The sequence below is a fragment of the Quadrisphaera sp. RL12-1S genome (genome assembly GCF_014270065.1).
Classification (GTDB): Bacteria; Actinomycetota; Actinomycetes; order Actinomycetales; family Quadrisphaeraceae; genus Quadrisphaera.
Map to the genome: position 1 here is coordinate 127596 of NZ_JACNME010000002.1, position 19663 is coordinate 147258.

General features: G+C 77.5%; 19 protein-coding genes. 5 read left to right on the plus strand and 14 right to left on the minus strand.

From position 1 onward, the window contains the following. Position 1: 1 nt before the first annotated feature. The 3 genes from sufU to H7K62_RS04110 form a co-directional block, all read right to left on the minus strand. Positions 2–475 (minus strand): Fe-S cluster assembly sulfur transfer protein SufU, encoded by a 474-nt coding sequence (sufU, locus tag H7K62_RS04100; RefSeq protein ID WP_186716674.1) that lies wholly within the window; start codon positions 473–475, stop codon positions 2–4. Position 476: 1 nt separating this feature from the next. Then, positions 477–1835, minus strand: coding sequence for an aminotransferase class V-fold PLP-dependent enzyme (locus tag H7K62_RS04105; protein WP_186716675.1), 1359 nt, complete (start codon positions 1833–1835; stop codon positions 477–479). A gap of 220 nt (positions 1836–2055) precedes the next feature. After that, on the minus strand, positions 2056–3177 hold the full coding sequence (locus H7K62_RS04110) for a polysaccharide deacetylase family protein (RefSeq protein ID WP_186716676.1): 1122 nt from the start codon (positions 3175–3177) through the stop codon (positions 2056–2058). 201 nt (positions 3178–3378) lie between these two features. Between H7K62_RS04110 and H7K62_RS04115 the strand changes: the two genes are divergently transcribed. Then, positions 3379–4359, plus strand: a complete 981-nt coding sequence (locus H7K62_RS04115) for a nucleoside hydrolase (RefSeq protein ID WP_186716677.1) — start codon at positions 3379–3381, stop codon at positions 4357–4359. 31 nt (positions 4360–4390) lie between these two features. On the opposite strand, the gene H7K62_RS04120 is transcribed toward H7K62_RS04115, so the two are convergent. Together H7K62_RS04120 and H7K62_RS04125 are read right to left on the minus strand one after the other, a co-directional pair. Then, positions 4391–5302 (minus strand): NERD domain-containing protein, encoded by a 912-nt coding sequence (locus tag H7K62_RS04120; protein ID WP_186716678.1) that lies wholly within the window; start codon positions 5300–5302, stop codon positions 4391–4393. A 51-nt stretch (positions 5303–5353) separates the two neighbouring features. Then, on the minus strand, positions 5354–6331 hold the full coding sequence (locus H7K62_RS04125) for a DMT family transporter (RefSeq protein WP_186716679.1): 978 nt from the start codon (positions 6329–6331) through the stop codon (positions 5354–5356). Positions 6332–6506: 175 nt separating this feature from the next. Between H7K62_RS04125 and H7K62_RS04130 the strand changes: the two genes are divergently transcribed. Continuing rightward, the gene (locus H7K62_RS04130; RefSeq protein WP_186716680.1) at positions 6507–7766 is read left to right on the plus strand and encodes an MGDG synthase family glycosyltransferase; all 1260 of its coding nucleotides are present in this window, start codon (positions 6507–6509) and stop codon (positions 7764–7766) included. On the opposite strand, the gene H7K62_RS04135 is transcribed toward H7K62_RS04130, so the two are convergent. The 3 genes from H7K62_RS04135 to H7K62_RS04145 all read right to left on the minus strand — a co-directional run bounded on the left by H7K62_RS04135 (position 7752) and on the right by H7K62_RS04145 (position 13429). Further along, positions 7752–8771 carry a hypothetical protein gene (locus H7K62_RS04135; RefSeq protein WP_186716681.1) on the minus strand — a complete coding sequence of 340 codons (1020 nt, stop codon included), beginning with the start codon at positions 8769–8771 and terminating at the stop codon, positions 7752–7754. The genes H7K62_RS04130 and H7K62_RS04135 overlap by 15 nt on opposite strands. An 82-nt stretch (positions 8772–8853) precedes the next feature. Then, on the minus strand, positions 8854–12504 hold the full coding sequence (locus tag H7K62_RS04140; protein ID WP_186716682.1) for a TM0106 family RecB-like putative nuclease: 3651 nt from the start codon (positions 12502–12504) through the stop codon (positions 8854–8856). Between the two features lie 157 nt (positions 12505–12661). Then, entirely contained in the window at positions 12662–13429 is a 768-nt protein-coding gene (locus H7K62_RS04145; protein ID WP_186716683.1) for a DsbA family oxidoreductase, read from the minus strand. 62 nt (positions 13430–13491) lie between these two features. On the opposite strand from H7K62_RS04145, the gene H7K62_RS04150 reads away from it, so the two are divergent. After that, positions 13492–14517, plus strand: a complete 1026-nt coding sequence (locus H7K62_RS04150) for an acetylxylan esterase (RefSeq protein ID WP_186716684.1) — start codon at positions 13492–13494, stop codon at positions 14515–14517. A gap of 44 nt (positions 14518–14561) precedes the next feature. After that, the gene (locus tag H7K62_RS04155; protein WP_186716685.1) at positions 14562–15341 is read left to right on the plus strand and encodes an SDR family NAD(P)-dependent oxidoreductase; all 780 of its coding nucleotides are present in this window, start codon (positions 14562–14564) and stop codon (positions 15339–15341) included. 36 nt (positions 15342–15377) lie between these two features. On the opposite strand, the gene H7K62_RS04160 is transcribed toward H7K62_RS04155, so the two are convergent. The 4 genes from H7K62_RS04160 to H7K62_RS04175 all read right to left on the minus strand — a co-directional run bounded on the left by H7K62_RS04160 (position 15378) and on the right by H7K62_RS04175 (position 17436). Further along, complete coding sequence (locus tag H7K62_RS04160) at positions 15378–15938, minus strand: hypothetical protein (protein WP_186716686.1); 561 nt, start codon at positions 15936–15938, stop codon at positions 15378–15380. Between the two features lie 34 nt (positions 15939–15972). Next, positions 15973–16272, minus strand: a complete 300-nt coding sequence (locus tag H7K62_RS04165; protein ID WP_186716687.1) for a hypothetical protein — start codon at positions 16270–16272, stop codon at positions 15973–15975. 67 nt (positions 16273–16339) lie between these two features. After that, positions 16340–16885, minus strand: a complete 546-nt coding sequence (locus H7K62_RS04170; protein WP_186716688.1) for a hypothetical protein — start codon at positions 16883–16885, stop codon at positions 16340–16342. Between the two features lie 122 nt (positions 16886–17007). Next, complete coding sequence (locus tag H7K62_RS04175) at positions 17008–17436, minus strand: hypothetical protein (protein ID WP_186716689.1); 429 nt, start codon at positions 17434–17436, stop codon at positions 17008–17010. A gap of 179 nt (positions 17437–17615) precedes the next feature. Here H7K62_RS04175 and H7K62_RS04180 point away from each other — a divergent pair, with 179 nt between their 5' ends. Next, positions 17616–18227 carry a hypothetical protein gene (locus H7K62_RS04180; RefSeq protein ID WP_186716690.1) on the plus strand — a complete coding sequence of 204 codons (612 nt, stop codon included), beginning with the start codon at positions 17616–17618 and terminating at the stop codon, positions 18225–18227. On the opposite strand, the gene H7K62_RS04185 is transcribed toward H7K62_RS04180, so the two are convergent. Together H7K62_RS04185 and H7K62_RS04190 are read right to left on the minus strand one after the other, a co-directional pair. Then, a complete protein-coding gene (locus H7K62_RS04185) occupies positions 18199–18777 on the minus strand; it encodes a hypothetical protein (RefSeq protein WP_186716691.1) in 579 nt (192 codons plus the stop codon). The two genes, H7K62_RS04180 and H7K62_RS04185, sit on opposite strands and share 29 nt — an antisense overlap. Next, complete coding sequence (locus H7K62_RS04190) at positions 18774–19637, minus strand: RidA family protein (RefSeq protein ID WP_186716692.1); 864 nt, start codon at positions 19635–19637, stop codon at positions 18774–18776. Before H7K62_RS04190 ends, H7K62_RS04185 begins: the two co-directional genes overlap by 4 nt. Between the last annotated feature and the right edge of the window lie 26 nt (positions 19638–19663).

Here is a 19663-nt window from a genome sequence, read left to right on the forward strand (position 1 = left end):
CTCAGCCGACCGGGGGACGGGCGCGACGCACGGCGTCCTCCAGGGCGACCCACGCGAGCATCGCGCACTTCACGCGAGCGGTGAACTTCGAGACGCCGGACAGGGCGGCGGCGTCCCCGAACTCCTCCTCCTCGAGCGGGAGCCTGCCCTTGGAGCGCATCGCCTCGCGGAAGCCGCCGGTGAGCCGCGCGACCTCCGCCGTCGTCGTCCCGCGGGCCAGCTCGGTGAGCATCGAGGCGGAGGCCTGCGAGATGGAGCAGCCCAGGCCCTCCCAGGCGAGGTCGGTGACCACCTCGCCGTCGCCCTCGCCGTCGAGGGCGGCGCGCAGGGTGATCTCGTCACCGCAGACGGGGTTGCGCTGGTGCGACGTCGCGCTGCGAGCGCCCTCGGGGACCGCGGACAGGTCGGCGGCACCGACCCGGCGCTTGGCGTGGTCGAGGACCACCTCCTGGTAGAGCGCGTCGAGCCCGGCCACCTCAGGCCACCCCGAAGTAGGCGCGCACGCCGGAGAGCGCGTCGAGGAAGACGTCGACGTCGTCCGAGCTCGTGTAGAGCGCGGCGCTGGCGCGCACGCTCGCCGTCATCCCGAAGCGGCGGTGCAGCGGCTGCGCGCAGTGGTGGCCCACGCGGACCGCCACGCCGCGGGCGTCGAGCAGCTGGCCGACGTCGTGGGCGTGCACGCCGTCGACCTCGAACGCCTGCAGCGCGACCCGCTCCACGCCCTCACCGGCGTCACCGAGGAGGCGGACGCCGGGCATCCCGCGCAGGCCCTCACGCAGCCGGCGCTCCAGGGCGCGCTCGTGCTCGAGCAGCGCGGTCGCGCCGACGCGGTCGGTGAGGGCGCGCTGGTAGTCGACGGCGGCGGCCAGCGCCACGGCCTGGGAGACCGGCTGGGTGCCGGCCTCGAAGCGCTGCGGCGGCGGCAGGTACTCCGCGCCCTCCAGCGTCACCGTGGTGATCATCGAGCCGCCCAGCAGGAACGGCGGCAGCGCCTCCAGCACCTCCGCACGCCCGTACAGCGCACCGACGCCGTTCGGGCCGAGCACCTTGTGGCCGGAGAACACGGCGACGTCGACGCCGAGCGCGGGCAGGTCCAGCGGCAGGTGCGGCGCGGACTGGCACGCGTCGAGCACCACCAGCGCCCGTCCACCGGTGGCCTCGCGGGCCAGGGCCACGAGCTGCTCGACGGGGTTCACCACGCCCAGCACGTTCGAGACGTGCGAGAAGGCCAGCACGGCCGTGCGCGTCGACAGCAGCGAGGCGGCGGCCTCGAGGTCGAGCGTGCCGTCGTCGCGGACCGGGACCGCCTTCACCGAGGCGCCGGTGCGCGCGGCCAGCTCCAGCCAGGGCACGAGGTTGGCGTGGTGCTCGGCCTCGGTGACGACGATCTCGTCTCCCGGGCCCGGGACCCACGGGCCGGCGGCGTCGGGGTGACCGGGGGCGGCGTGGCCCGGCACGGTGCGGCCGGCGGCGGCGTTGCCGAGGGAGTACGCGACGAGGTTGAGCCCGGCGGTGGCACCGGAGGTCCACACCAGCTGCTCCGGCGGCGCGCCCACGAAGCCGGCGACGGTCTCGCGGGCGCCCTCGAACAGCTCGGTGGCCTCCGCCGCGAGGGTGTGCGCGCCGCGGTGGACGGCGGAGTTCACCGTCTCCAGGAAGGCGCGTTCGGCGTCGAGCACCGCGCGGGGACGCTGGGAGGTGGCGGCGGAGTCGAGGTAGACCAGCGGCTCACCGCCCACCTCCACGCCGAGCAGGGGGAAGTCGCCGCGGACGGACGCGGGGTCGAACGGGGTCGTCTCAGCGGTCTTCTCGGCCGTCGCGGGGGAGGCGCTCACCCCTCCAGGCTAGGCGCCGGCCGGGAGCCCCCAGGACGTGCCGAGGACCACCGCGGGAACCGGTCGCGGCAGCCGCGGGAGCTGCGGTCGGGCACCTCGGAGGATGTGCCCCTTCAGCGTGACCAGCCGGTCACGCGCAAGGGGCCGATCCTCCGAGGCTTCGGAACACCACGACCGAGGGCCGGCACCCGACCCTGCTGAGGGGACCCTCGACACGTCCTCAGAGGCGGTGGACGGCGGTGGCGCTGAGGAGGTGGCGGTAGCCCGCGGCGCGCAGCGCGGCGTCGTGGCGGGCGCTCATGCCCGTGGGGGAGCCGTGCAGCCACGCGAACACGCCGGCGTCGGTGCCGGTGGCCGCCCGCAGCGCCGCAGCGGGCGCGCGGACCTCGCGCTCGAGGTCGGCCTCGGTGGGTGTCTCCTCGATACCGGCGTGCGAGGCGGTGTGCGCGAAGACCACGTGCCGCTGGGCCAGATGCCCGACCTGGTCCCACGTCATGGCGGGGCTGGCGGCCGCGAGGTCCTCAGGCAGCAGCACGATCTTGTGGGAGCGGGCGTACAGCTCCTGCTGGTCGGCGGGGCAGCCCACGAAGCCCGTGCACACCCCGAACCACCCCGTGATGCCCAGCTCCTCGCACACCGGCGCGGCCACCTCGGCGCTGGCGCGGTACCCCTCGTAGAAGACCGGCAGCAGGCCCGGGCGCTCGTCACCGTCAGCGCTGCCCGGCCAGGTGCCGGTGGCGGTGACGGCCTCCAGGTCCGCCAGGGTCCACAGCCGGTAGCGCAGCTGCAGCGCGGCCAGCTCGGCGCGCAGCTGGTCGCGCCGCGACGGCGGGGTGTTGTGCCAGCTCACCACCCGCAGGTGGTGGCCTCGGCCCAGCGCCAGCAGGTGGGACGTCATGCCCAGCGGCGCCGGGGCGGGCGTCCGCCGCTGCCGCGGCAGGAGGGCACCGGAGGCGCTGCCCCCGAGGGTGATCCGTCCTGCCAGCCCACCCGTCAGCTCGTCGGCCAGGGCGCCGTAGCCCGCCGTGTGCAGCACGGAGGTGACGCACGACAGGTCGTCGTCGCGCTGGTCCGCCGCCAGCGCCTGCCACGCGCTCGCGGCCCGCGCGGCCAGTTGCAGGCCGTCGAGGCGCACGTGCGCGGGCACCGGGTGCGCGGGGCGGGCGCGGCGGGCGTCGTCGTCGTCCCACAGGAGCGCCACGAGGGCGGGCACGCCGCCGCGGGCGGCCGCCAGGGCGGCGGAGGCCCGCAGGTCGGCGAGGGGCGTGCGGTCCGGAGGCGCGAGGAGCACCGGGGCGGGGCGCGCCGGGGCCGGCAGCAGCGACAGGGACTCGAGGGGCACCACGGGGACCTCGCAGGGGCTCGGACCGGCGGCGGTCGGCTCGACCGTGCACCGACGCTAGGAGCCCGCGGGCCCGGGTGGGGACCGCGACGCGCACGCGACCCACAGACGTAACACGGCGGCCGGGCGGGTGCCGGCAGCAGGCTCCGGACTTCGACCCGCCCGCCGCCGCCAGCGTGGTGGCGCTGGGAGCATGGGCGCGTGCTCGACTCGTCGTCCTCCTCACCGGCCCCGCTCTTCCTCGACTGCGACACCGGCGTGGACGACGCCCTGGCCATCGCCTGGCTGGTGGCCTCGCCCGGCGTCGACCTCGTGGGGGTGGGGGCCGTCAGCGGCAACGTCGCCGCGGCCACCGGGGCGCGCAACACCCTGGACCTGCTGGCGCTGCTCGGCCGCGAGGACGTCCCGGTGCACCTGGGCGCGCACGACTTCCTCGACCACCCCTTCTCCGGCGGTGCCCCGCACGTGCACGGCGCGGACGGCACCGGCGGTGTGGCCCTGCCGCGGGCGGCCACCGAGGTCAGCGGCACGAGCGCGGCGCAGGCCCTCGTCGACGCCGCCCGCGCCCACGCCGGTGAGCTGCGGCTGCTGGCCATCGGCCCGCTGACCAACGTGGCGCTGGCGCTGGAGCTCGAGCCGGAGCTGCCGCGCCTGGTCCGCGAGGTCGTCATCATGGGCGGGGCGGCGATGGCGCCGGGCAACGTCACGGCCGTGGCGGAGGCGAACGTCCACAACGACCCGCTCGCCGCGGCGCGCGTGGTGGACGCCGGGTTCGACCTCACGGTGGTGGGGCTGGACGTGACCATGCACCAGCGGTTCGAGGAGGAGCACCGCCAGGCCCTGCTCGCCGCGGGCACGCCCGTCACCCGGGTGCTGGGCGAGGTGCTGGAGTTCTACTTCGCCTTCTACGCCGAGCGGTTCGGGCGGCCCTGCTCGGTGCTGCACGACCCCCTCGCCGCCGGCGTGGCCACCGGGGACGTGCGGCTGTCCCTCGCGCCGCGGGTGCCGGTGGCGGTGGACGCCACGGACGGGCCCGGGCGCGGCCAGACCATCGCGGACCTGCGGGGGCTCTACCACGGCTTCCCCGGCTCCCCGCCCGTCGGGCCCGGCGCCGCGCGCGTGGCGCTGGAGGTGGGCGGCGACTTCGGGGCCGTGCTGCTGGAGCGCCTGCTGACGCTGTGACGCTGTGCCCCTGTGATGCAGCGTCCGCCCGTCAGGGGCTGACGGCGGCGAGCAGGGTGGTGACGCCGGTGGAGCCGGCCACGGCGAGCGCCACGAACCACGCCCGGCGGAGGCGGTCGGCGGCGCGGACCCGCTCGTGGAGCTCCTCGAAGGCGTCGGCGGCCTGCCCGACCGGCTGGTCCGCGCCGGCCTGGAGGTCGCGCGCGGCGGTGGCCAGGCGCGCGGCCGTGGCGGCGTCCAGCACCCGCGGCTGGCGCCGCAGCCACCGCACCAGCACGGGGGCGCGCAGGACGGCGACGTCGCCCGTGCGCAGCGGCAGCGCCAGCCGCTCGGCCCCGAGGACGACGACGACGGCGCGGACGGGCACGTCCACCCCGCAGGCCCGCGCCAGGAGCTGCTGCACCGCGCGGGCGCGCCGCTGCGCCCGCCGCAGGTGCTCGGCGCGCTCACCGTCCACCACCAGCCCGGTCCGCGCCGCGCGCACCCGCGACCCGGGCAGGTGCAGCGTGGTCACGGCGTAGGCGCCACCGGGCCCGAGGAGGACGTGGTCGGCCCGCTCGGCGGGGTCCCCCTCGAGCGCGCCGAGGGGGAGGTCGTGCAGGAGGTGCCACGGCGGGGTCGGGCCGCTGCGGTGGCGCAGCACCGACAGGCGCCGGCCGACCTCGCGCTGGCCGACGGCGTCGACGTAGTGCTCCAGCGCGTCGCCCACGAGCGGGTCGGCGCCGACCGCGCGGCGCAGCACCCCCAGCAGCGCCGAGCCCTGCGCCGGGGTGCGCTGCGCGGTGACCGCCGCCGCCATCGCGGACGCACCGGCCGGCCGCGGGGCGCCTGACGGGACCGGGGTGCCTGCGATGCCCGGGGTGCCTGCGATGCCCGGGGTGCTCGGGGGGCTGGGGGCGCCGGCCGGTGCGAGCAGGGGCTGGGCACCAGCGGAAGCCGTCACCCCGCTGGCATCGGCCCCTCACCTCCGCTGCTCGAGCGGGCTGCCGCCGGGTCAGCGGTGGCTCAGCGAGTCCTCACCCGTTCGGCGCAGCCGGGGGCCGCCTTCGCCGCGCTCGTCCTCGTCGTCGGCGGTGGTGGCGGGAGTGGCGGGGGAGCGGGGCGCGGTGGCCCAGGGGCCGCGGCGCGCGAGGACCACCACCCCCACCAGGAGCGCTGCGAGGCCGGCGGCCTGACCGGCGCGCCAGCCGGCGCCGCTGGCGAGGTGCTCCCCGAGCGCCGGGCCCGCCAGCGTGATGGCGACCACCGGCTCCAGCGCCGCGATGGCCGGCAGCGCCTGGGTCACCGCACCGGCCTGGAACGCGCGCTGCGCCGTCACCAGCGACGACGGGGCGAGCACCGCGAGGGCGAGCAGCGGCCACGACAGCCACTCACCCGCGGCGACGTGCGCGCCGACGGCCTTGAGCAGCAGGGCGTCCACCCCGAAGCCCGTCGCGGCGGCCACCGCGAGCAGCAGGCACCGGCGGCCCGCGCGCAGCCGGTGGCCGACCGTCCCCGCCACCAGCTGCACGGCGAGCGCCGCGCCGGCCGAGCCGAGCAGCCAGGTGAGCCGGAGGGCGCCGACGTCGGTGCCGTCGGGGTCGACCGAGGGCCGGGCCGTCAGCCCGAAGACCACCAGACCGCCGACGACGAGCGCCGCCGCGCCCCACAGCGCGACGTCGAGGCCGGCGCGCCCGTGGCGGCGGCGCGCCAGCGCCCCGGCGAGCAGCAGCGAGAACACCAGCTGGGTGGCCAGCAGCGGCTGCACCACCACCACGCGGCCCAGGTGCAGCGCCACCGCGAACAGCGCCAGGCCCCCCGCGCCCAGCAGCTGGCCGGCGAGCCACCGCCGCCGGCGCAGGAGCCGCCCCAGCAGCCGCACACCGGCGCCGAAGCCGCGCGGCGCGGGGGCCGTCGAGGCGGCGTCGTGCTGGAGCACGGCCGCGCCGGCCAGGGCCGCCGCCGCCGCGAGCCCGAGGAGCGCCGCGACCACCCGCCCAGCATCCCTGGCCGCGGCCGGTGGCGGCGCCACCGACGCGTGGGGGTGGCCTGGGGCGGGCCAGCTGTTCGCCGGACCTTCACCTGGCGTGCGCCCGCGCGGGGGCGGCGGGCCGCTCGGGTGCGGGCAGGGTCGGGGGGAACCGCCCGGCCCGACGTGAGGACCCTCGATGACCGCAGCGCCCTCGGGCCTGCTCCCCGCCGCGCCCTCCGCTCCGCCCGGCCGCTCCGCACCGCCCGCCCGCTCGCTGCCCTCCGCCCGTGCGGTGCGCGCCCCGCGGGTGCTGGTGCTCACCGGCAGCGTGGGCGCCGGGCACGACGGCGCCGCCGCCGAGCTGGCCGCGCGCCTGCGGGCCCGGGGCGCGGTGGCGGAGGTGCGCGACCTGCTCGACGGGCTCCCGCGCGCCGCGCAGCTGTTCCTGCGCGACGGGTACGCGGTGGCCGTGGCGCGGGCACCGCACCTGTTCGAGGCGGTCTTCCGCGGCATGGAGCACCGCGGGGTCGTGTGGCGCGTGGAGCAGGAGGTCTGCGCGCTGGGACGGCGCGCGCTGCAGGCGTGGCTGGAGGAGGTGCGCCCCGACGTCGTCGTCTCGACGTACCCGCTGTCGAGCCAGCTGCTCGGCCAGGAGGCCGACGCCGGGCGCCTGTCCGTGCCGTTCGTGACCTACTGCACCGACCCCGCCGTGCACGCCTCGTGGCTGCACCCGCGCGCCGCGGCGCACCTCACCGTCACCGAGGCGACCGCGGAGCAGGGCCGCGCGCAGTACCCGGACCTGGAGCGGTCCGGGGTGCCGTTCGAGGTGGCCGGCCCGCTGGTGCCGGCGCGGTTCGCCGAGCGCCCCGCGCTGCCGGAGCTGGTGGCGCTGCGCGCGGAGCTGGGCCTGGCAGTGGGCCCGCACCGGGGCCGGGGCACCGGCAGGCCGGTGGCGCTGCTCGCCACCGGGTCGCTGGGCATGGGCGCCGTGGTGCCGTCCGCGCGCGACGTCGCGGCCGCCGGGTGGACCCCGCTGGTGCTCTGCGGGCGCAACGCCTCCCTGCGGCGCCGGGTCGCCGCCGTGCCCGGGGCGGTGGCGCTCGGGTGGCGCTCTGACGTCCACCGGCTCATGCAGCTGGCCGACGTGCTGGTGCACAACGCCGGGGGACTCGCCGTCACCGAGGCGCTGGTGGCGGGGCTGCCCGCGGTGACCTACCGCAGCATCCCCGGGCACGGGCGCGCCAACGCCGGCGTGCTCGCCGAGCGCGCGGGGGTGCCGTGGCCGACCGCCCGCGAGGAGCTGGCCGCGGCGCTGGACGCGCAGCTGGCGCGCGGGCGGCTGCAGCGGACGTGGCCGTGCGCGGCGCAGGCCGTGCTGCGCCGGGTCGGCCCGCTGGCCGGTGCCCGCACCGCTGCCCGCGCCGCCGCCCGCCCTGCCGGGTCAGGTCTCGTCTGACCCGTCTGACCCGTCTGACGCGCTGGTCGGGCCGGACTGGGCCGCCACGGCCGAGGAGGCGGCGCGCAGGTCCTCCAGGTGCGCGTAGCGGCGGGCCTGGGCCCACCCCGCGCGGCGTCCGGTGCTGCCGGTGTCGGGCACGCCCGCACCCAGGTGCACGGTGCTGTCGGCCCAGGGGGCGCTGAGCAGCACCACGTCGTAGACGGCGCCCTCGGTGCGGGTGTGGTCCGCCAAGCAGGTGTCGATGACGGCCGCCAGCTGGCCCTGGCCCCGCTCGCGGTGCCGGTCGGCGCTGGCGGGGGTGAAGCGCACCCCGGTGTGCACGGCCTCCACGGCGGGGACCAGACCGGTGAGCTCTCCCTCCACGGAGAAGCCGACGTGCGTGGTGCCGCCGCGCAGCTCCCGGCCGGGCGGGGTGATGACCGCGCCGGTGCGCAGGTACTCCGGCCACGCGGTGCGCCCGGCCACCACCACGGTGTCGTGCAGGGAGCGCAGGCCGTGCGCGTCCCAGTACGCCAGCAGCTCGGTGAGCAGCTCGCGGGCGTGCTGGGTGGCCCGCGCCTGCGGGAGCCCGTCGGCCAGGGCGAGGTCGACCACGCCGGCCAGGTGCGCCGAGGAGCACCACGCGACCCGCGGCCGCTGCGCAGTGCCAGCGCCAGCGACCTCCGGCTCGGGAGCGCCCTCCAGCTCGTCCACCCACGGCGGGCGCGTGCGGTCACCGGTCACCACGAGCAGCGCGGCGCCGGGGTCGGTGACCAGCACCTCGCGCGCGGTGCCGCTGACCCGGCGCCCGTCGCGGCCCTCGGCCAGCAGGACCACCGGGCCGGCGCCCTCCAGCGCCGGCGCGGCGGTCCGCAGCAGGGTGGTGGCCAGGACGGCGTCGAGGTGGCGCAGCACGGACGCCGTGGACGTCGTGAGCGGCGTCGCTCCGGACGGCGCCGGGCGCAGGGTGATCAGCGGCATGGTCCACGGGTCGGCGTCCGGCGCGCTGCGGCTGAGGCCCACCGGGGCCCCTGTGCCCCGACCGGACGCGGCCCGCCACCCGTCCGGAGGACGCCCCGCCCCGCCGGGGAGGGGCGCAGGACCGTCAGCCGGTGGCGCGGCGCAGGACGCCCACGAACGCGCCCAGCGCCACCAGCCCCTCGGCGGTGGTGGGCGTGATGGAGCGCAGCGCGGGGGAGTGCACCAGGTGGGCGGCCCACATCGCCCGTGACAGCGCCACGTTGAGGCGGTTGCGGGACAGCAGGAACTCCACGCCCCGCGGCAGGTCGTCACCGGAGGAGGTGGCCATCGACACGACCACCACCGGAGCCTCCCGCCCCTGGAACCTGTCGACGGTGCCCACCTGCACCTCGCCGTGCCCGGCAGCGGCCAGCGCCGAGCGGACCAGCGAGACCTGACGGTTGAAGGGGGCGACGACGAGGACGTCGCCGGTCCCGACGGGGCGCGCCGCGCCGTCCTCGTCCGTCCAGGTGCGGCCCAGCACGTCCCCCACCAGCTCGACGACGCGCGCGGCCTCCTCGGGGGAGGAGGTGGTGTTGTCGCGGTGGTCGACGGCGTGCAGGTGCACCCCGGGCTCCACGCCCTCCAGGTGCCGGTCGCCGGTGCGCGGGTGGGCCGCGAGCACGCCCTCGTACTGCAGCTGCGAGACCGGCTCGCAGACCCGTTCGTGCATGCGCCACGTGGTGTCGAGCAGGTACCCGGCCTCCGGCGGCACGAGCGCGGCCTGGCCGAGCAGGTGGCGCAGCGCGGAGACGTCGACGGGCTCGGGGTGGGTGCCCTGGCAGACCTGCGGCAGCTGCTGCGGGTCTCCCAGCAGCAGCACCCGCTCCGCGGCCGACCCCGCGACGAGAGCGTCGACCAGGGCGAACTGGCCGGCCTCGTCCACGACGAGCAGGTCGAGGTGCTGGCTGCGCACGCCGGGCTGGGCGAAGGTCCACGACGTGCCGCCGAGCACGCACCCGCCCTCCTGCGCGGCGAGCCACGCGTCCACCTTGGGCGGGCGCTCCCACGGGGTGGTCTCGCGCTGGTCGCCCTCCTGCTTCGGCTTGGCCACGGCGAAGCCCGGTGCCGACGGCCTGACCCCCGCGCCCGCCGCGGCGCCCACGGCCACGACGCGCTCGAGGAGGTTCTCCACCACCTGGTGGCTCTGCGCCACCACGCCGATCCGCCAGCCCCGCTGGGCGAGCGCGGCGATGACGCGGGAGCCGACGTACGTCTTGCCCGTCCCCGGAGGTCCCTGGACGGCGACGACGTCGCGGCCGGCGCCCAGCAGCGCCGACGTCACGGCGGCCACGGTGTCCGCGCGGGAGTCGGCGTCGGCGTGGTGCAGGCCGGGGGCGCGGCGCAGGAGCAGGCGCCACCACGCCTCGTCGGGCTCGCGGCCCGCCTCGAGGTCGGCGAGGGCCGCGCGGGCGAGGTCCACGACCACCGCCTCCTTGCCCCCGGTGGCCGGCGGCGCGCTGGGGAACAGGGCCACCGGCAGCTCCGGCCAGCCCCCACCGCCTCCCTGGGCCGTGCTCTCGACGACGGTCACCACGCCGTCGTGCCAGGCCAGCGACCCGCAGCGGGCGTGGGTGCCGCGGGCGCTGTCGGCGGACAGCTGCAGGCCCTCGGGAGCGGGGGCGTCGTAGACGGCGTACGGGCTGCGGCCCAGGCGCGCGACGTCACCGGCCCCCGACGTCGTCGTCGCGGTGACGGTCCGCTTGAGGGTGCGGGCCCGCGGCGGCTTCTCCCAGTCGCCGCCGTCCACCCGGTCGAGCACCACCACGCCGTCGTCGTGGGCGAGCTCGTCCAGCGGCGTGCGGAGCCTGTCGAAGTGCTCCCACCAGAACGGCTTGTGCTCGCGCGGGTAGTACCCCAGCGACGCGGCCAGCAGCGCGCGGGCGTGCTGGAGCTCGCTGCGCTGGTCCGCGTGCGGCGGGACGCCGCGGAGCAGCCGCGTGACGAGGTCGGTCACCACGGCGTCGGGACCGCCCACCGCGTCCGCGGCCACGTCGTCCACGCCGACCGCGGTGGCCAGGGCGAGCGGGTCAGCCCCCTCCGCCACCGCTGCTGCCGCTGCTGCCTCGGCGGCGGCCGCCGTGGTCCTGCCGACCAGCCTCAGGAGCCAGTCGTGCAGGCGGCGCGTGCTCTCGCAGTCGTAGGCGTTGTAGTCGCGGATGGCCGCGAGCACCACGGCGGCGTCGTCGTGGAAGCCGCGGGCGGTCAGCGCCGCGTAGTGCTCGTACTGGACGATCGAGTCGCCGGCGGTGGTGACGTCCCCGCCGCGCAGGTCGGCGCCCATGTACAGCGGCTCGAGCTTCTTGATGGAGTACGACGGCGCCGACACCCGCACCGAGGAGCGGACCACCGCGTACAGGTCCACCAGGCGGCCGTCGCGCAGCAGCTGGTCCACCTGGGCCTCGCGGGTCTGGTGGCGCACCGCCAGCGCCAGCAGCGCGGTCCGCTCGTAGGCGGCGTAGTGGTAGACGTGCATGCCCGGGTGGGCGGCCGCGGCGACGGTCATGGTGTCGACCACGGCCTCGAACGCGATCCGCTCCTGCGCCCGGTCGTGCGCCCAGTGGGCGGTGAAGGCGCCGTCGGCGCCCGTGAGGCCGTGCAGGTACTCCAGGCCCTCGCCGCCGTCGGCGAAGGGGTCGCCCTCGATGTCGTAGTAGAGGTCGCCCGCGTCGGGCTCGGGCAGCAGGCGCAGCGGCGCGTCGTCGTGGACGTCGTGCAGCGGGGGCGAGCCCGGCGGCTGCGCGTCACCGCGGGCCTGCAGCGCGGCCTGGGCGCGCAGCCGCTCGAAGGTGGGGCGGCTCATGCCGGGTGGCCGCACGTCGTCTTCGGCGACGGCGAGGGCCTCCACGGTCGCGGCGCCCCGCTCGCGCAGGCGGTGCACCTGGTCGCGCCGGATGCCGGCGACCAGGCTGAGGTCGCGCGCGTCCGCCCGACCGGTCTCGCACACCGGCGCCCAGGGGCACGTGCCGCACGCCGGGCGCGCGTCGGCCCACAGCGGCTCCGGCAGCACCCCGCCCGCGTCGGCCAGCTCCGCGAGCACCCGCTCGCGGTACTCCGCCACGAGGGGGAGCACGTCGGCGGCGCGCTCGGAGACCACGCGCCCGCCCGGCGACCCCGAGCCCCCGCCCAGCCACAGGTGCACCCGCTGCGGCGCCGGGTGCCCCAGCGCGACGAGCGCGTCGGCGTACGCCGCGGTCTGCAGCAGCGCCGTGGGGCGCGCGGTGCGCGCCAGCTTCGCATCGACCGGCTCGTACCGGCGCCGCCCGGTGACCTCGTCCACCACGGGCTCCCCGGTGACCAGGTCCACGCTGACGAGGAAGTCGGCGAAGCCGAGGAAGCCGCCGCCGCGCGGGTCGTCAGGGGGAGCGGGGACGACGAGCGCGGCCTGGTGGACCACGTCGACCTGGGCGTCCAGGGCCGCGCGCGTCAGGGCGGCGGCGCTGCTGGCGGCCGGGTCGGACGGACCCTCGCCGTCGTCGTCCAGGGGGCCAGGGGCGGTGATCTCCACGACGCGACCGCCGCGGGGAGCCACCAGCGCCGTGAGAGCGGCGAGCGCCTGGCGCTCGTGCTCCAGGCCGTGCTGGGCCACCAGCTCCAGGCTCCCGTCGAGCGGGACCGGCGGACGCTGGACGAGGCCGCGGTGCGCGGCGTGCTCCAGCCGCAGCCGGTGGTCGCACTCCAGCACCGCCATGAGGTCGCGCGGTGAGTGCCACCACCCGTCAGCCGTCCGCCGCATCCGCTGTCCCCGTCCGTCGTGACCGCCACCGCACCACCACCGCACCACCACCGGTCGGGTGTGACGCGGCCGGCGTGGTCACGGCAGTCTGCGGGGCACCACCGACAGCGCGGCCAGCGCCCCACCCGGGTCCGCTCCGGCGGACGCAGGGGTGGGGTCAGATGGCGCAGCCGTCGGGGCCGCAGGCCTCACCTCCGGCGGCCTGGTCGCCGCCCTTCCCGTCGGCGGAGCCAGCCGCGCCGCCGGTCATCACCAGCTGCGGGGAGCGCTCCGCCCACGCCTGCTGCAGCGCGCTGAGCAGCACCTCGGCCGGCTGCGCCCCGGAGACGCCGTACTTCCTGTCGAGCACGAAGAACGGCACGCCGGTGATCCCCAGCGCACTCGCCTCGGCCTCGTCGGCGCGGACGGCGCCCACGTGGCGGCCCTCGGCGAGGACGGCGGCCACGTCGTCGCCGTCCAGACCGGCCTCGACGGCCAGGCGCTGCAGCACGGCGCGGTCACCCACCGCCTCGCCGTCGGTGAAGTACGCCCGCAGCAGCCGCTCCTTGACGGCGCCCTGCAGCGCGGGCCCGCCGCGCTCCAGGGCCAGGTGGATCACCTGGTGCGCGTCGATGGTGTTGGCCTTCACCGCCCGGTCGAACCGCAGCTCCAGGCCCTCGGCGGCGGCCGTGGCCGTCATCTGCGACACCATCTCGCGGCCGCGCTCGACGCCGGTGCCGTACTTGCGGGACAGGCGCTCGGCGTAGTCGTCGGGCCCGACCTCGGTGCCCTCGGGGTGGGAGGAGCTGTTCGGGTCCAGCTCGAAGGCCCGCCAGGTCACCTCCACGGCGTCGGCGTGCTCGAACCGCGACAGCGCCTCCTCGAAGCGGCGCTTGCCCACGTAGCACCACGGGCAGACGACGTCGGACCAGATCTCCACCTTCACGCCAGCGGCAACGCCGGGGCCCGGCGCGCGTCTTCCCGCCACCCCGGAGCAGGATCGGGGGCGTGCTCACCGACATGCCGCTGGACCAGCTCCGCGCCCACCGCAGCGCCCACCGGGACCCGGACGGGCTCGCCGAGTTCTGGGACTCCACGCTCGCGCAGGCGCGGGCCGCGGGGGGCGACGTCGTCGTCGTCCCCCAGCCCACGCCGCTGACCTCCGTCGACGTCTACGACGTGACCTTCCCGGGCTTCGACGGCCAGCCGGTCCGGGCGTGGCTGCGGGTGCCCGCCGGTGCGGTCGCCACCGCCGAGGCGTCCGGGCGCGGGCTGGCGACGGTGGTGCAGTTCGTCGGGTACGGGGGCGGCCGCGGCGAGCCCGCCGACGACCTGCTCTTCGCCAGCTGCGGCTTCGCCCACCTGCACGTGGACACCCGCGGGCAGGGGTCGACGTGGAGCCGCGGCGCCACCCCCGACCTCGGCACCGCCGACCCGGGCAGCCACTCCCCGCAGTTCCCCGGCGTCATGACCCGAGGGATCACCTCCCCGGAGACCTCCTACTACCGGCGCCTGTTCACCGACGCCGCCCGCGCGGTCGACGCCGCGCGCACGCTGGCCGTGGTCGACGCCGCGCGGGTGGCGGTCTACGGCGGCAGCCAGGGCGGGGCCATGGCCATCGCCGCGGGCGCCCTGGTCCCGGACGTCGGTGCCGTGGTGGCGCACGTGCCGTTCCTCTGCGACATCCGCCGGTCGATGACGATCACCGACGCCGACCCGTTCCACGAGCTGGTGCGCTACCTCGCGGTGCACCGCGACGCGGTGGACGCCGTGCACCGCACGCTGGACCACCTCGACGGGGTGGGCTTCGCCCGCCGCGGCCGCGCGCCGGCGCGGTTCACCGCGGCGCTCATGGACGCGGTGGTGCCGCCGTCGGGGCCGTTCGCCGCCCACGCCGCGTGGGGCGAGCGGGCTGCGGCGGGCGGCGCGACCGTGCACAAGGAGATCGAGGTGTGGCCGTACAACGGCCACGAGGGCGGCGGGTCCGTCGACGAGGTGTCCGCGGTGGAGTTCTTCCGCCGCCACCTCGGCTGAGGAGGCCGGTCCCGGTGGTGTCGACGACGACGAGGGGGAGTGCCGTGCCGGTGTCGGGCAGGACGGCGGTGGTGACGGGCGCGGGCTCGGAGCGCGGGATCGGGCGGGCCGTGGCGCACCGGCTCGCCCGCGACGGGTGGAGCCTGCTGCTCGTCGACGTCGACGACGACGGCGTGCAGCGCCGTGCCCGCGAGGTGGGGGCCGAGCTGGCCGACGGGGCGTCGGTGGTGGGCCTGGCGTGCGACGTCACCTCGCCCGACGCCGTCGCGGCGGCGTTCCGCGAGGCCTTCGAGGGGGAGTCCCCGCGGCTGCCGCCGGTGGTGGGTCTGGTGAACCTCGCCGGCATCCCCAGTCCCACGCCCCTGCTGGACGTGACGCTCGCGGAGTGGGACCGGGTGATGGCGGTCAACGCCACCGGCTCGCTGCTGCTCGTGCAGGAGGCCGGGCGGCGCATGGTGGCCGCCGGGCACGGGCGGATCGTGCTGACGTCGTCGGTGACCGCGCTCGACGGTGGCGGGACGTTCTCCAAGTCCGCGTACGCGGCGGCGAAGGCCGCGGTGCTGGGCCTGGCGCGCGGCGCCGCGCGCGAGCTGGGCCCGCACGGCGTCACCGTCAACGCACTCGTCCCGGGGCCGGTGGACACCGACATCATGGGTGGGGCGCTGGACGACGAGCGCAAGGCCCGGATGGCCGGGGGCATCCCGGTGGGCCGGGTGGGCCAGCCGGCCGACCTCGCCGAGGTGGCGGCGTTCCTGCTGTCCGACGGCGCCGGCTTCGTCAACGGCACGACGTTCAGCGTGGACGGCGGCATGCACATGCACTGAGCCGCTGACTGAGCCGCCGACGAGGGGTGGCGCCGGTCAGCAGGTGTGGTCGCCGCCGTCCCAGTACTGGACGTCCACGGCGGTGATCTGCTGGCTGCCGGGGTCGACGGTGAGCACCCACGGGATGACGTCCTCTGCGCCGGCGCGGCCGTCCACGAGGTGCGTGGTGTGGACGCGGGCGCACACCTGCAGCGGACCGCCCAGCTGGCGGGTGGCCGACATCCCCGCGAGCTCCACCCGGGCGCCCGCGACCTCGCCCGTGCCCCCGGCCAGCGACGACCGCTCCTGCGCCGCCTCCCGGGCGTACGCCGCGACGTCCTCCACGGCCCCGCCGCTGAGGAAGGCCCTCGGGGCGAGCCCGGCGGCGAGCTGAGCGGGCGTCTGGCCGGGACCGGCGCTCGGGTCCTGCGTCTCGCGGGCGAGCAGCACCACGCGTCCGCCCAGGTCCTCGCGCTGCACGAGGCTCAGCGGCACCGGCACGGCGAGCGCGGTCTGAGAGGTGGCCACCCACCAGCCCCCGCCGGCCAGGGCGAGCAGCGCCACCGCCCCGGCGAGCGCGGCACCCCGACGGCGCCCCCGCTTCCTGACAGCGACCATGGACGACGACACCACGGCTCGCGCCGGACGGTCGTCATCCCGTGGGCTGACTGCCCGCCCGCTCGAGCGCCAGGCCGCGGCGCACCCAGGAGGCCCCCGCGAGGAGGGCGCCGCCGAGCGCGAGGACGGCAGCGGCCTCCAGCTGCCGCTGCGACCGCTCGGCCGCGCACGTGAAGACGGTGTCCGTGGACGTCCCGTCCTCGAACGCCATGACGGCGAACGCGGGCGGGCAGCCGAAGCGCGCCAGGGGCACGGGGCTCACGCCGATGAGGACGCCGCAGGCGAGCAGGACGGCCGCGGCCGCCTGCAGAGCACCGAGCACGTGCCTGGTCATGGGACTCCTCGTCGTCGAGCCGGTGGGGCCGGTGGGGTCGTAGAGCCGGTGGGTGGAGCGGCTGCGGTCAGCAGTCGTAGGGACCGTCGTCCCAGTCCTGCACCTGCAGGTCGGTGATCTGCCCGGTCGAGGGGTCCTCCGTGACCACCCACGGCACGACCTCGCCGCCGCTGCCGCCGGTGCGCCAGAGGACGTCCGAGCGGACGCGGGCGCAGACGTGCAGCACGCCGTCGAGCTCCCGCCGTGCGGAGAGCGCCTCGATGCTGACGGTGCTGCTCTGGGCCGCGGTGCCCGCGGGCGTGGTCGTGCCGGCGCGCAGGTGGTCGGTGGTGCGGGCCCACGCGGCGACGGCGGTGACGGCCCGTCCGCTGAGCCGCGCGGGACCGGCCAGGGCCGCCGCGGCCTGCTCGGGGGAGGAGCCGGGGACCACGACCTGCGGTGCCTGGTCCGGCGTCGTCGCTGCGGTCGAGGCCGCGCCCGGGGGCTGGACGAGGAAGGCGGTCTGCACGTCGCGGGCCACCAGCAGGATCCGCTCGGAGGTGTCAGCGCTCTGCGCGGCCGACAGCTGCGTCGGGAACGCCTTCTCCGAGCCCGGTGTGAGCCACCACCACACCGCACCGGCGGTGGCGCCCAGGACCAGGGTCCCGCGGCGCAGCCGACCACGAGCCCTGCGCGCGCCCGCCGGTGTCCGGTGATCACGACGAGTGATCAGACCACCGTCCGGCCGCCGCGTCGTCAGCCCACGGGCGGCCCCGGGGACAGCCGGGCGAGCAGCGTCGCGTCGACCACGACGTCGTGCGGGAGGCTCGCCAGCTCGGGCCCGCCCACCGCGACGCCGGATGCCACGGCGACGTCGGCGAGGTGGCTCCAGGAGGCCGCCACCGCCTGCTCCCACGTGCCGCCGTGCACCGGCCCGTCGGGGCCGACGACGGTGCGCGCGGTCTCCTCGACGTCCTCGCGCGTGGTGCTGGCCCAGATGCTGCTGCTCCGACCCGTGCTGCTGGTCCAGCCGCGGTCGTCCAGCAGGACGACCCGCGCGCCGTCAGCGAGCTCGAGCTCCAGCAGCGCCCTGGCGGAGAGCTGGTGCTCCGGCTGCGACGCCACCTCGGGGTCGGGGGTCACCGAGGTCACCAGCCGCCGGGGTGCTGGTCGCGAGGGGGCCACCGGGGCACGGTCTCGCAGCGCGCCCCGGCGGTCCCCGCCGCCCTGGCTGCCGCTGCCCGAGCGGTGACACCGGTGCGACGAGCAACCCCACCGGGGGCTGCGCGCGTACTCCGGGTGTGCCGCGCGACGACAGCCCCCGCCCTCCCCGCCTGACGAGGACGACGACGAGGGCGGGCGCGGTGCTTGCCGCGTCCGCCGTCGTCGTCGCCCTGCTGGGGGCGGCGGGGTGCGCCGGGGGAGCCGGGGCCGCACTGGTGGGCGCGTCCGTCCCTGCGGTCCCGAGCGACGTCCCACGGGCGGGGCCGACGCCGACGCCGTGCGTGACCCCCACGAGCACGGCCGACCTCGCCTCCTCGCTACCAGGCGACGTGGAGGCGGTGGCGCAGGTGCACGTCACGGGCAGGGCGCTGCCGTCGGGGTTCGGGGCGGGCGACGGGTCGTGGGTGGAGACCAGCGCGGTGGAGCCGCTGCTCGGGAGCTTCCCGCACGGCCTGCGACTGTTCTCTCACCGGCCGCCAGGGACGGGGCCCCTGCCCGAGGGCGAGTACGTGCTGCTGCTCGGCGCCTACGACAACGCCACCGGCGTCTACTTCACGGTGGGCGGGAACCAGGGCGCCTACGCCCTGCGGGATGACGGGCTGCTGCACCAGCGTTGCGTGGTGCTCCCGGGGGATGCCGGTCCTGCCGAGACGGCGGGCGGCATCAGCCGCGACCAGCTGCTCGCCCTCGTCGAGGGGCTGGGACCAGGTCCGCGGACCGGCGTCAGCGCCGGGACCTCAGCACGCGACTGACGAGCAGCCGGGGGAGGCCCAGGCGCGCTTCCTGCCAGGAGCCGAACAGCGGCTCCGGGGGCTCCGGGACCCGCTGGACCTCGCCGTCGACCGCCACCTCCAGCCACCGCCGCTGCCGGCCGTCGGGGCACGGCTGCGTGACCTCGCGCGAGCGGCCGTGGAGGTGCCCTGCCGCGAGGGCGACGAACGACGGGGCGACCTCGTCGACCTCCCCCTCGTCCACCTCGAACTCCAGCCGGGTGAAGCCGCCGGAGAGCTCGAGGGCGAGGATCCCCGCGCCCCAGATCGTCACGGCGGCCCAGCGCGCCGCCTCGTCGTCGTCCTGGGGGTGGCTCAGCCGCAGCAGCACGGTCGGGTCGTGCGGACCGACCCCACCCCGCTCGTCGAGCCGGTCACGCGCGTCCCGAGCGGCCACGCCCTCGGTCCCGAGCGCGGCCTGCGCCACCGCGCTGACGATCAGGTCCCCGTAGGCCTGGCGCGCCTGCGCGCGCGAGCGCTCGCGGCGCTCGCGGCGGGTGCCCGCGCGGGCGGGACGGGCGGGGTCGCTCACCGAGGCTCACCCGCGGGAGGACGGTCCAGCAGCGCCGTGGCCGTCGCCTCGACCTCGACCACCCGGTCCGGGACCGCCAGACGAGGGACGCCGAGCACGCTGATCGAGGGAGCAGCTCCGGCGTCCCGCAGCCGCGACGCGAGCTCGCGGACGCTCACCGACACCGCGTGGGCGTCGGTGGTGCGGATCTGCAGGTGCTCGACGTCGGCCAGGGACATCCCCTCTGCCGACAGCTGCCGGCGCGCGTCGTCGAGGCACCGGTGGAGCTGGGAGGGCACACCGTCGTCGCCGTCGTCGCTGCCGTTCGCGGGTGCCGCCGGCCGGCACGTGACCGTCACCGTGCGGGGGAAGGGCCACTGCCGCTCGGGAGCACCGGGCTCCTCCGTCGCCGGCAGGTGCCGTCCCTCGAGGAGGTCGAGCACCACGGCCAGGTCACCAGCAGGCACTGCCAGCTGCACCCCGGCTCCCGCGGTGGTGCTGACCGTCACGAGCCGGCACCGCGCGTCGAAGCGCAGGCTGGTGAGCCACCCTGCGCGCTGCACGCCGTCACGGTCCACGGCGTCGACGTCGACGACGAAGGCCGGCAGCGTCCGGAGGCGCAGGCCCTTCCAGTACAGGCCCAGCGCGACTCGGCCGGGACTGACGATTGCGCGCCCGACCCGCCACCGTCGCGACAGCTGCGGGTGCTCGCCTCCCACCACGCGGGCCCAGCACTCGAACGACCACGCCGCGCCGCCGTCGGGGGAGCCGGTCCTGCGGGATCTGACGAGGTGGGCGGTCGCCATGGAGGTGAGGAGCGCGGCTCCCACCGTCAGGGGCAGGCGCCACAGGAGCTCGACGCCGACGCTGGTCCACTCCACGCGCGGTCCCCCTCACCGACGGCTGC